8 protein-coding genes are annotated in these 11,510 nt (G+C 60.9%); 5 read left to right on the top strand and 3 right to left on the bottom strand.

Annotated features, from left to right (window positions below; genetic code table 11):
- Positions 1–2,435, bottom strand: a 2,435-nt coding sequence (gene clpB / locus ACEW8G_RS06200; protein ID WP_373487569.1) for an ATP-dependent chaperone ClpB, incomplete at its 3' end; no start/stop codon positions are given.
- Positions 2,436–2,551: 116 nt separating this feature from the next.
- On the opposite strand from clpB, the gene ACEW8G_RS06205 reads away from it, so the two are divergent.
- The 5 genes from ACEW8G_RS06205 (at position 2,552) to ACEW8G_RS06225 (ending at position 8,807) form a co-directional block, all read left to right on the top strand.
- Positions 2,552–3,019 (top strand): hypothetical protein, encoded by a 468-nt coding sequence (locus ACEW8G_RS06205; RefSeq protein ID WP_373487570.1) that lies wholly within the window; start codon positions 2,552–2,554, stop codon positions 3,017–3,019.
- Positions 3,019–3,243, top strand: coding sequence for a hypothetical protein (locus ACEW8G_RS06210; RefSeq protein ID WP_373487571.1), 225 nt, complete (start codon positions 3,019–3,021; stop codon positions 3,241–3,243). Before ACEW8G_RS06205 ends, ACEW8G_RS06210 begins: the two co-directional genes overlap by 1 nt.
- Positions 3,244–3,316: 73 nt before the next feature.
- Positions 3,317–5,461: a penicillin acylase family protein gene (locus ACEW8G_RS06215; RefSeq protein ID WP_373487572.1), complete on the top strand. Its 2,145-nt coding sequence runs from the start codon at positions 3,317–3,319 to the stop codon at positions 5,459–5,461.
- A 119-nt stretch (positions 5,462–5,580) separates the two neighbouring features.
- Positions 5,581–8,469 carry a M16 family metallopeptidase gene (locus tag ACEW8G_RS06220; protein ID WP_373487573.1) on the top strand — a complete coding sequence of 963 codons (2,889 nt, stop codon included), beginning with the start codon at positions 5,581–5,583 and terminating at the stop codon, positions 8,467–8,469.
- A 38-nt stretch (positions 8,470–8,507) separates the two neighbouring features.
- The gene (locus ACEW8G_RS06225; RefSeq protein ID WP_373487574.1) at positions 8,508–8,807 is read left to right on the top strand and encodes a hypothetical protein; all 300 of its coding nucleotides are present in this window, start codon (positions 8,508–8,510) and stop codon (positions 8,805–8,807) included.
- Between the two features lie 380 nt (positions 8,808–9,187).
- Here ACEW8G_RS06225 and ACEW8G_RS06230 read toward each other — a convergent pair whose 3' ends face one another.
- Positions 9,188–11,008: a DUF885 family protein gene (locus ACEW8G_RS06230; protein WP_373487575.1), complete on the bottom strand. Its 1,821-nt coding sequence runs from the start codon at positions 11,006–11,008 to the stop codon at positions 9,188–9,190.
- 136 nt (positions 11,009–11,144) lie between these two features.
- Positions 11,145–11,510: glycosyltransferase (locus ACEW8G_RS06235; protein WP_373487576.1), on the bottom strand; the 366-nt coding region annotated here is incomplete at its 5' end.

Below are 11,510 nucleotides of genomic sequence, written 5' to 3' on the forward strand. Positions count from 1 at the left end.
ACCGGATCATAGCCGACCCGGCCCAGCCATTTCTTCGCGCTGTCCGACAGGTCGATGGTGATCTTGCGGTCCTTGAGCAGCTTGGCAACCCGCGCTACCTGAATCTCGACGATTGGCGCCATATGCTCCTCACCCAGCCGATGGAACAGGATGATCTCGTCAAGCCGGTTGAGAAATTCAGGGCGGAAATGACCGCGCACAATCTCCATCACCTGCGGTTCGACATCCTTGACCTTCTGGTCCTCGGTCAGCGACGAGAGATACTGGCTGCCAAGGTTAGATGTAAGGATGATCAGCGTGTTCGAAAAATCAACGGTGCGGCCCTGGCCGTCGGTCAGCCGACCATCGTCGAGCACCTGCAGCAGCACGTTGAAAACATCGGAATGTGCCTTTTCAACCTCATCGAACAGGATCACCTGATAGGGCCTGCGCCGCACCGCCTCGGTCAACACGCCGCCTTCCTCATAGCCGACATAGCCCGGAGGCGCGCCGATCAGCCGTGCGACCGCGTGCTTTTCCATGAACTCGCTCATGTCGATGCGCACCATGGCGCTGTCGTCATCGAACAGGAACCCGGCGAGCGCGCGGGTCAGCTCGGTCTTGCCGACGCCGGTAGGGCCGAGGAACAGGAAGCTGCCCAAAGGCCGGTTCGGATCCTGCAGCCCGGCGCGCGAACGGCGCACCGCCTTGGCGACGGCCTCAACCGCCGCCGCCTGGCCGATGACCCGCTTGCCGATATGTTCTTCCATCGCGAGCAGCTTCTCGCGCTCACCAGCCAGCATCCGCTCCATCGGTATGCCGGTCCATTTGCTGACCACGGCGGCGATGTCGTCCTCGGTCACTTCCTCGCGCAGCATCGCGCCTTCGGTGAGGGTCACGGCTTCGGCCAGCTTGCGCTCAAGCTCGGGAATGCGCCCGTAGGAGAGTTCGCCCGCACGGGCCAGATCGCCATTGCGCTGCGCCTGCTCCAGCTCGATGCGCAAGGCGTCGAGCTCTTCCTTGAGCTTTGCCTCGGCGTTGATCTTGTCTTTCTCGCCCTGCCAGCGTGTGGTCAGTTCCGCCGATTGCTGTTCGAGATCGGACAGCTCCTTTTGCAAGGCGACCAGCCGGTCCTTCGACGCCGCGTCATTCTCCTTGCCCAGCGCCGATGCCTCGATCTTCAGCTGAATGATCCGCCGGTCAAGTCCTTCAATTTCCTCAGGCTTGCTCTCCACTTCCATGCGGATGCGGCTGGCGGCCTCGTCCATCAGGTCGATGGCCTTGTCGGGCAAAAAGCGGTCGGAGATATAGCGGTTGGATAGCGTTGCCGCTGCCACCAAAGCATTGTCGGTGATCCGCACGCCGTGGTGCAGCTCGTATTTCTCCTTGAGGCCGCGCAGGATCGAGATCGTGTCCTCGACATTGGGCTCGCCAACGAACACCGGCTGGAACCGCCGCTGCAGCGCGGGGTCCTTTTCGACATGCTTCTGATATTCGTCGAGCGTGGTCGCGCCAATGCAGTGCAGTTCGCCGCGCGCGAGTGCGGGCTTCAACAGGTTGGACGCGTCCATTGCGCCTTCGCCCTTGCCTGCGCCGACCAAGGTGTGCATTTCATCAATGAACAGGATGATCTCGCCATCGGCACGCTTGACCTCGTCAAGCACCGCCTTCAGCCGCTCCTCAAACTCGCCGCGATATTTCGCACCCGCAATCAGCGATCCCATGTCGAGTGACATCAGACGGCGATCCTTTAAGCTGTCAGGCACGTCGCCATTGGCGATGCGCAGCGCCAGCCCCTCGGCAATCGCGGTTTTGCCAACGCCCGGTTCGCCGATCAGCACTGGATTGTTCTTGGTCCGCCGCGCCAAGATCTGCACCGTGCGGCGGATTTCCTCATCGCGGCCGATGACCGGGTCGAGCTTGCCCTCGCGCGCCACCTCGGTGAGGTCGCGGGCATATTTCTTCATCGCTTCGTAGCTCTCTTCCGCGCTGGCCGAATTGGCCGCGCGCCCGCCGCGCAAGGTTTCGATCGCGGTATTGAGCGCTTCGGGGGTCACTCCGGCCTTGGCCAGCGCATCGCCAGCCTTCGTGCCCTTGGCGAGCGCGACGGCGAGCAGCAACCGCTCGACGGTGACAAAGCTGTCGCCCGATTTGGCCGCGACCTGTTCGGCGCTGTCAAGCAGCCGCACCGCGTCATTGTCCAGCCCCGGCGTCTGCTGCGCCCCGCCGCCCGAGACAGCAGGCACCTTTGCGAGCAGCGCATCGACCTCTTGCACCGCGACCGGCGCAGCCCCGCCCGCGCGAGCAATCAACCCGGCGGCCATGCCCTCGGTGTCTTCCAGCAGTGCTTTGAGAATATGCTCCGGGCTGATCCGCTGGTGGTTCATGCGGATCGCCACCGTCTGCGCCGATTGCAGAAATCCCTTGGCGCGATCAGTAAATTTTTCGAGGTTCATGGGTGTGTCTCCGCCCTATCTCAAGCCCTTGCCAGCCAGAGATAGTGTTGCCGATATGCAACGCAAGGGCCTCGCATTGAGCTTGGTTTGAATTACAGTTCTGCTAGCCTAGGGCCATGGCAGCACCTTCTATTATTGATGAGGCCAGAGTGGCCCTGAACGAGGCATTGAACAGAGGCTTACGAAGCGACGATCTTGAACGCGCGATTGTCTTAATCGGAAGCACAGCGTTCAGAGAAGAGTTTATTTACCGTGCTTCTGTGTTGAACGACCCGGCGGAACGGATACGGATGCTCGATGATTGGCGAGCATTGGCGCGAACATGCAGACAGCAGTGGGACCGCAAAGATTTTGGAAGGCAAACGCTAATAGCTTTAGGGATCAGTGGCGGTGGCTCAGCCGTTGTCGCTGCGCTCGTTGCCGCCGCTAATCCTGCAAGCGCTCCCCTGCTTGCGTTGGCGATGCTGATTGGCGCAGGTGGTGCAGCCAGAAGCTATTTTGGTGGACAATCGTTGACCGATGAAATGTCGTTGCTTGGGCAGATCGCCGATGCCATATCTGCAACTCTAGAGGACACAAAGTGATGCTGGCTGAACTTTTGACAGACATCGACCTCATCCATGGGGCTTTGATAGTCGTCCCGTTATTTTGCGGGCTGGCGACAGAGGCAATGATATGGTTTTTTTCATCGAGAAAGGCTGTCAGCAATGCTCATGGCGAAGAGCTTGCAAGGCTGACCACCGCACTTGAGCAGCAGTATTTTGAACGGCTTCGGCGCGAAGCTACTGAGAAAACCGTCCGGACCTAAGTCACTATAGCAATCCGCATTACCTACAGCATTGTCAGTAGACGCAGCCCAATCTGATGATATTGTGCGGATCATGCTGCGCCTGTTCACACGTCTCGCCATCGGCCTTGCCGTCATCCTCGTCGTTGCCGCCATCGGGCTGTTTGTGTGGGAACCTCTGTTCGCCGAGGACGCTGCCCCGCCGCCCGCGCGCAGCTATGATGTTGAGATCATCCGCGACGATTATGGGGTGCCGCATATCTACGGCAAGACCGACCCTGACGTCTCGTACGGCATCGCCTATGCGCACGCCGAAGACGATTTTTCGACGCTGCAGGAAGTCGCCGCAATGACGCGGATGCGGATGGGCGCGATGAACGGGCAGGATGGCGCGAAGATCGATTTCGTCGCGCATCTGCTCGACATTCGCGGCACGGTTGACCGCAAATACAAGGCGCTTCCCGCCGACATTCGCGCGCTGCTCGATGCCTATGCGGCAGGGCTCAACCATTATGCCGACGAGCACCCAGAGGAGGTGCGCCTGTCGGGCCTCTTCCCGCTTAACGGCGAAGACATCGCAGCGGGTTTTGCGCTGCGTTCGCCGTTTTTCTTCGGGCTTGATTCGGTGCTCGGCGCGCTTGCAGAGGACAATGACCTGCCCATCGAGGGCGGCCCAAAGCTGACTGGCAAAGAAGTTGCGCGGATTACGCCGATCGGCCCCGAGCCCGATATGAACGGGTCCAACGCCTTTGCCGTGGCACCGGCGCGCTCGACCGACAATGTCACCCGGCTGGTTTCAAATTCGCATCAGCCCTGGCGCGGCGGTGTCGCATGGTATGAACTGGTGGTGCATTCTGAGGAAGGCTGGGATTTCGCCGGTGCGACCTTCCCCGGATCACCCTATCCGTTTCTGGGCCACAACAAGACTTTGGGCTGGACCAACACGGTCAACCGGCCCGACCTGATCGACGTATTCAAGCTCGTGCTCAACGAGGATGGCTCGCAATACCGGCTCGATGGGCAATGGCGCGATCTCGAGGCAAAACGTGTCTGGCTGGGGGTCAAGTTCGGACCGTTTACTGTGCCCTTTCCGCAAACCGTCTATCGCTCCGCACACGGCCCGGTGATCAAGAACGGCAAGGGCGCGTTTGCGATCCGGTACGCTGGCATCGACGACCTGAAAATGCTCGACCAGTATTTCCGCCTCAACAAGGCGCGCGACTTTGCTGAATGGCAGGCGGCGATGGCGATGCAAGGCGTACCTGCAACCAACTTCATCTATGCCGATGCCCAGGGCAATATCGCGATGGTGTACAACGCGCTGTTTCCGGCGCGCAAGCCGGGTGCCGATTGGCGGGGCATCCTGCCGGGTGACCGCAGCGAACTCATCTGGAAAGGCCATGTCGGCTGGGATCAGGTGCCGATGCTCGTCAATCCGAGTTCGGGCTATATCATGAATGCCAACAACACCCCGTATGTGGCCTCAGGCCCGGGCGACGAACTTGATCCGGCTGGTTTTTCGCCGCTGCTCGGCATCGAATCCGACATGACCAACCGCGCCCGGCAGGCGATCAAGCTGTTTGAGGCGGCGGGCAAGATCGACGCAGCGACGCTCGCGAAAATCAAATATGATGTGGGCTACGACAAGGCTGATTATGCGACCGAGTGGGTTGCGGCGCTGCTCGCGCTGAAGCCTGAGGGCAATACGCAGATCACCGAGGCGCAGGCGCTGATCCGCGCATGGGACTGGCAGCTGGACGGCAAGGGCACAGGCGACGCGCTGATGTTGATGCTGATGCGCCCCGCGATGCGCGAGAGCTATCGCCGCAAGCCGCTGCCCGATGCGCGCGAGGTGCTGACCGAGACGATCGACCACCTGACCAAGCATTTCGGATCGCTCGACCCAAAACTTGGCACTGTGCTGCGGCTGCGGCAAGGCAAGACCGATCTCCCGCTTGATGGGGGTAGCGACACGCTGCGCGCATCCACGCTATGGGATGTCGAGGACGACGGGCGGCTGGCGGTGCGCCATGGTGACAGCTTCATCCAGTTCATTGAATGGGACGCTGCAGGCAAGGTCGCCTCGCGCTCGGTCCAGCCGTTCGGGTCAGCGACCACCCGGCCCGACAGCCCGCATTACACCGATCAGGCGCAGATGTTCGTCAACCATCAGACCAAGCCGGTGCATTTCACCCGTGAAGCCCTGGCGGCGCATACAAAACGCCGTTACCGGCCCTGATTGGCGCTTGAAAGCGGGGCGACAGGCTTTATGGTTTCGTTTAGCAATGCAATGCTCCGGTTGGTGGTCACCAGTCGCCCTGCATAGGCATGTGATATCTTAAGATGAGGTCAGCTCCCATGAATAAGCCTTTCCGTTCTTTGTTCGCCGCTTCAGCTCTGGCGATGTCGGTTGCCCTCGCCCCGACAATCTCGTTTGCGCAGGACGCCGCGCCTGTGGCCGAACTGGTCAAGAGCGTCAACATTCCCTACCAGCAGTTTACCCTCGACAATGGCTTGACCGTGATCGTGCACGAAGATCGCAAGGCGCCGATTGTTGCGGTGTCGATCTGGTATGATGTCGGGTCGAAGCACGAGCCCAAGGGCAAGACCGGCTATGCGCATCTGTTTGAGCACATCATGTTCAATGGCTCGGAAAACGCATCGGGCGACTATTTCGAATATCTCAAAGCCCTGGGCGCGACCGATTTCAACGGAACGACATGGCTTGACCGCACCAACTATTTCCAGACCGTGCCCAAGGCCGCGCTTGAGGGCGCACTGTTCCTCGAAAGCGACCGGATGGGCAGCCTGCTCGGCGCGGTGACCCAGGAAACGCTGACCAACCAGATCGGCGTGGTGCAGAACGAAAAGCGCCAGGGTGACAACCAGCCATATGGTCTGGTGCAATACAAGCAGATCGAACTGTTGATTCCGCCCGAGCATCCATATGGCCACTCGACCATCGGATCGCTTGCTGATCTGCAGGCGGCATCGCTTGATGACATGAAAAAATGGTTCACCGATCATTACGGCCCCAACAACGCTATCCTTGTGCTTGCCGGCGATATCGACAGCGCCGAAGCCCGGCCGCTGGTCGAAAAGTGGTTCGGCGGCATCGCCAGAGGCCCGCAGGTCGCGAAACTCAACCCGCCGCTGCCCACGCTGACAGAGGAAAAAGTCGCGATTATGAACGACAAGGTGCCGACTGCGCGCCTGTATCGCTCATGGATTGTGCCCGGTCTGAATGACCCGGAATTCGACGCAATCGATGTCGGCATGACCGTATTGGGCGGGCTCGCCAGCTCGCGGCTCGACAATATTCTGGTGCGCGAAGAGCAGAAAGCGGTGGCCGTGACTGCTTTCACACTGCCATTCGTGCACGGCAGCATGGTGCAGATCTATGCCGATGTGAAACCGGGTGAAGATGTCGATGCGGTGTCAGCACGGCTAGATGAAATCCTGACCGATTTCTTCAAAACCGGGCCGACCGCCGATGAGGTTAAGCGGGTTGCGACGCGCGATGCCGCACAACGCATTTCGGGCCTTGAACAGGTCGGCGGCTTCACTGGCAAGGCAGTGACTTTGGCCGAGGGCGCGCTCTATTCTGACAATCCGGCGTTCTACAAGAAGCAGCTGGAAGCACTGGCGGCGATGACGCCACAAAAGGTCACCGCGGCGATGCAGAAGTGGCTGACCCGCCCCACCGCCAAGATCCACGTGCTGCCTGGTGAGCGCGAGGCCTATGACGAGACGGCCGCGCGCGGCGTGAACAGCGGCGTCGGTTTTACCTCGCCCGCGTTTTTCAGCAGCCTGTTTGCCGATGACTTCATGGGCGATGCCTCGGTGCGCGGCCCGCTTGCCAATGTTGACCGCAGCCAGATGCCCAAGCCCGGCCCGGTGCCCGATCTTGAGTTTCCTGCTGTTGAAGTGGCCAAGCTCTCCAATGGCATCACCGTGCGTTTCGCCAAACGCGACGCGGTGCCTGTGGTCCGCGTCGCGGTGAGCTTTGACGCAGGCTTTGCCAGCGACCCGCGCGATGCGCTGGGCACCAACAGCCTGATGATCGCGCTGCTTGATGAGGGCACGACCACCCGCACTTCGGTCCAGTTTGCCGAAGCGCAGGAGCGGCTGGGCGCTGAGGTTTCCGCCGGCTCCAACCTTGACAACACCACCGTATCATTGCGTGCGATGAAACCCAATCTGGCCGGATCGCTCGATCTGCTGGCTGATGTCATCAAGAACCCGGCGTTCGACGCCAAGGAGCTTGAGCGCGTGCGCGTGCAGCAGCTCACCCGCATTCAGGGCGAGAACACCCAGCCGCAGGGGCTGGCGTTGCGTAACCTGCCACCGCTGCTTTACGGCCCGCAGCACCCTTATGGGGTGCCGCTGACCGGTACTGGTGATCCGGCGGTTGTCGCCAAGCTGAGCCGCGATCAACTGGCTGCCTACCACGCCCAGTGGATGCGGCCCGAGCGCGCTTCAATCTATGTCGTCGGCGATACCGATCTGGCTGAAATCCTGCCGATGCTCGAAACGCGCTTCGGCAAATGGGCGTCCAACCGCATGGCGTTGACGCAGAAGGACTTCAGCGCCGCGGTGCCCGCAGGTGCGGGCAAGATCATCGTCATCGACCGGCCGAATTCGCCGCAGTCGCTGATCCTGGCCGGTCAGGTGCTCAAGGCCAAGGGAACGGACAACCTGCTTGCGTTGGAAACCGCCAACGAGATTTTGGGAGGCGATTTCCTCTCGCGGATCAACATGGACCTGCGTGAGACCAAGGGTTGGTCCTATGGCTCGCGCTCCATCATCCAGCGCCCCAAGCAGGACGTGCCGTTCCTGGTGTTTGCACCTGTACAAACCAACCAGACCGGCCCGTCAGTGGCGGCGATCATCGAACAGATGGATGCCTTCGTGGGTGACAAGGGCGTGACGTCGGCGGAACTGGAACGCACCGTCAACGGCAACAGCCTTGAACTGGCGGGCAATTACGAGCGCTCGGCCTCTGTCCTCGGACAGATGCAGGCGGATGTGCTATATGGTCGCCCGGCCAACTATGCCGAAACGCTCGCCGCGCAGTATCGCGAACTTGACGCCGACACACTCAACGCCGCGATGCGCACTGCGCTCGATCCCAAATCGCTGACCTGGCTGATCGTTGGCGATGCGGCAAAGATCGAGGAGCAGCTCAAGGCGTTGAACATGCCGATCGAAATCCGTCGTGCTGCTCCGGCAGCAGGCGACAAGTAGACCGCTCAACAACCGACCAACCGAGAAGAGGAACTATTATGTCAGTAGCAGGCCAATATGATTGCGTGACCAAATCGCCCATGGGTGACCAGAAATCGGTGCTAACGGTCAATGTGGACGGCGACAGCTGGACCGGATCGAACGCCGGTCAGATGGGCGCGCTCGAGATCAACGACGGCAAGGTTGACGGCAACACCCTGACCTGGACCATGGACATGAAGGTGCCGATGCCGATGAAGCTGGAAGGCGAAGCGGTCGTTGACGGCGACACCATCACCGGCGCGATCAAGGCCGGCGCGTTCGGCACCATGGCAATGTCTGGCACGCGCAAGGCGTAAGCGATTGAGTCCTTCCCGGCACTCGGGGAGGGGGACCATCCGCACGAAGGTGGAGGGGAAGCGGGATTGTGTACACGCGCAGGCGATGCACCCTCCCGCTTCCCCTTCGTCGTTGTGGGAGCATAGGACTGCCGTCGACAAACCCCTGAAACACGTTCAGGGTGACGATATTGTGCAGCCAGCAGCCGACGATTACTTCAGACGGTGCGCATCGACCGGATCATGCGGGTCCGGAGTTTCGTTCGACGATCGTTTGCCTGCGCAACAGGGCGAGCGCCATAGCGATTGTTTTCCGGCGAACGCCGGAATCGAGAGCGAGGTTGTGCCATGCTGCCTTGGGCTCCGGCTTTCGCCGGAGAACAGCTTTAACGAAATGGCGTCTACTTCCCACCGTCACCAGCCTTTGCCAGCTTTGCCTTTTCGCGCGCGATGAACGCTTCCATTTGCGCCTCCATCACCGGCAGCGGCACCGATCCCAGCGCCAGAAACGTATCGTGGAACGGCCGCTGGTCGAACGCGCTGCCCAGCTCAGCCTCGGCCTTGGCGCGCAGCCTGCGGATACTGATTTCGCCCAGCTTATAGGCCAAAGCCTGCCCGGGCCATGTGATATAGCGGTCGATCTCGGTCTCGACATCGCGCTGCGCCAGCGCAGTATGACTGGCGAGATAATCGATCGCCTGTTGGCGGGTCCAGCCCCTGGTGTGGATGCCGGTATCAATCACCAGCCGCGCGGCGCGCCACATCTCAAATGTCTGGCGACCGAACTCCTCATACGGGGTTTCATAAATGCCCAGCTTCGTGCCCAGCCATTCGGTGTACAATCCCCAGCCCTCGCCATAGCCAGAGAAATATATTTCGCGGCGAAACGCTGGGCGGGGCGGCGCCTCAAGCGCGACGGCGGCCTGAAAACTGTGACCGGGGATGCACTCATGCAGCGCCAGCGCGGGCAGGTTGTAGAGCGGGCGGCTGGGCAGATCATACGTATTGAACAGGCAGCTTTCGAGCCCGCCACGCCCCGATGTGTAGATCGGCGCGATCACATCGGGCACCGGCAGGATGGTAAAACGATAGCGCGGCAGGAAGTTGAACGTCTCCTTCAGCTTGCCGTCCATCTTTTTGGTGACATAGGCGGCATAAGACAACAGCTCGCGCGGGGTCTTGGCGTAAAATTGCGGATCGCTGCGCATGAATTCAAGGAACTCGGGGAAGCTGCCCTTGAAACCGATCTGCTGCATCGTCGAGTTCATATCGGCATCGATCCGCGCCACCTCTTTGAGGCCAATTTCGTGGATTTCATCGGGCGTGCGCTCAAGCGTCACATATTCGCGGATGCTGTCCTGATAAAATGCCTTACCTTCGGGCAGCGCATAGGCAGCGATGCTGGTGCGCGCCTGGGGCATGTATTCGCCGCGCATGAAGGCAAGCAGGTTGGCATAGGCAGGCGTTACCGCGCTGGCGATCAGAGCCAGTGCTTCATCGCGCAAAAGGGTCTGATCTGCGGCGGGGATCGAGTCGGGCATATTGCGGAAAGCGTCAAAGAACGGGTTCGCCTCGCCATTGACCGTGAACGCCTCGATCGTCGCATCGCGGCCTTCGATGCCGACACGCGGCACGGTGTAGCCACGCGCCAGCCCGGCGCGCATGTTCCTGATGTTCTCGCCGAAATAGCGGGGCAAGTCGCGCATCCGGCCTAGATAGCGGCGATAGCTGGCGGCATCAGCAAAACCCTGACGCGGGTTCAAACCGCCCCAGAAAAACGTGTCGCTGTTGAACGGCGCTTCATAGGTCTTGTAGCGCAGGTTATTGACTTGCTCCCACACCGACTGGCGGAACACGGCTGCGTTGATCTGCTCATCGGGCGATAGCTGGCTGGCATCGATCACATCGATCCTGGTCAGCACATCTTGCCAATAAGCAAGACGGCGCGCCTGCGCCGCTGCGGTGATATCGGGGAAACGGTCCCCCTGCAGCCAGCGGCTGCCTTGCTTCACCCGCGCGAACTCCTGCTGGCGCCATTCCCACTCGGCCTCGTAAAGCGCCTTCAGCTCGAGATCGGCCGCGCTGGGACTGGTGGCCTTCGCTGGAGGTGCGGTCGCAGATTCTGCCGCCGGCAGTTCCTCCTGCCCATGCGCGAAGGCGCAAGGCGCGTTCAGACCAAAGGCGGCAAGGCCGCACAGGCAGGTGATGTTTCTGATGCGCATCAAGGTCTCCGGTGACTGCGTCCAAGAACACGTCCTACAGACACTGGCCCGGTTGTGCGGTCAAGCAGTGCTCGCTGCTTCGATGCAGTGCCAGCATGACGCACCATATATGGCTGCGGCGGACGCGGTACTGACGTTACAACCCGAATTCGGGCCGCTGCATCACCTCCGCGTAGAGTGTCCGATACCGCTCGATCATCACCGTTTCGTCGAACTCCGTCTCAGCCTTGATGCGATTGGCCTCCCCCAGTGACGTGCGCAGCGCCGGATCCTTTGCCAGCTGCTGCAGGCATCGGGTGAGCGCTGCCTCATCGCCCGCCGCGCCGAGCAGCGCGGCATTGTCTGGCGCGAGCATGTTGGCGATATCGCCGACCGACGGCGCGGCCACCGGCAAGCCAGCCGCCATCGCCTCGATCACCGAAATCGGCTGCTGCTCGCTGTCCGATGACAGCACGAGAACATCGAACAGCCCGACAAAGCGATGCGGTTGCTTCAAAAAACC

The sequence above is a fragment of the Blastomonas sp. genome (assembly GCF_041747255.1).
In the GTDB taxonomy this organism is placed as follows: Bacteria; Pseudomonadota; Alphaproteobacteria; order Sphingomonadales; family Sphingomonadaceae; genus Blastomonas.

Excerpts from the sequence above, each read along its gene's own strand:
- ACEW8G_RS06225 (WP_373487574.1), top strand. The coding sequence starts at position 8,508 with ATGTCAGTAGCAGGCCAATATGATTGCGTGACCAAATCGCCCATGGGT.
- ACEW8G_RS06215 (WP_373487572.1), top strand. The coding sequence starts at position 3,317 with ATGCTGCGCCTGTTCACACGTCTCGCCATCGGCCTTGCCGTCATCCTC.
- ACEW8G_RS06205 (WP_373487570.1), top strand. The coding sequence starts at position 2,552 with ATGGCAGCACCTTCTATTATTGATGAGGCCAGAGTGGCCCTGAACGAG.
- ACEW8G_RS06220 (WP_373487573.1), top strand. The coding sequence starts at position 5,581 with ATGAATAAGCCTTTCCGTTCTTTGTTCGCCGCTTCAGCTCTGGCGATG.
- ACEW8G_RS06230 (WP_373487575.1), bottom strand. The coding sequence starts at position 11,008 with ATGCGCATCAGAAACATCACCTGCCTGTGCGGCCTTGCCGCCTTTGGT.
- ACEW8G_RS06210 (WP_373487571.1), top strand. The coding sequence starts at position 3,019 with ATGCTGGCTGAACTTTTGACAGACATCGACCTCATCCATGGGGCTTTG.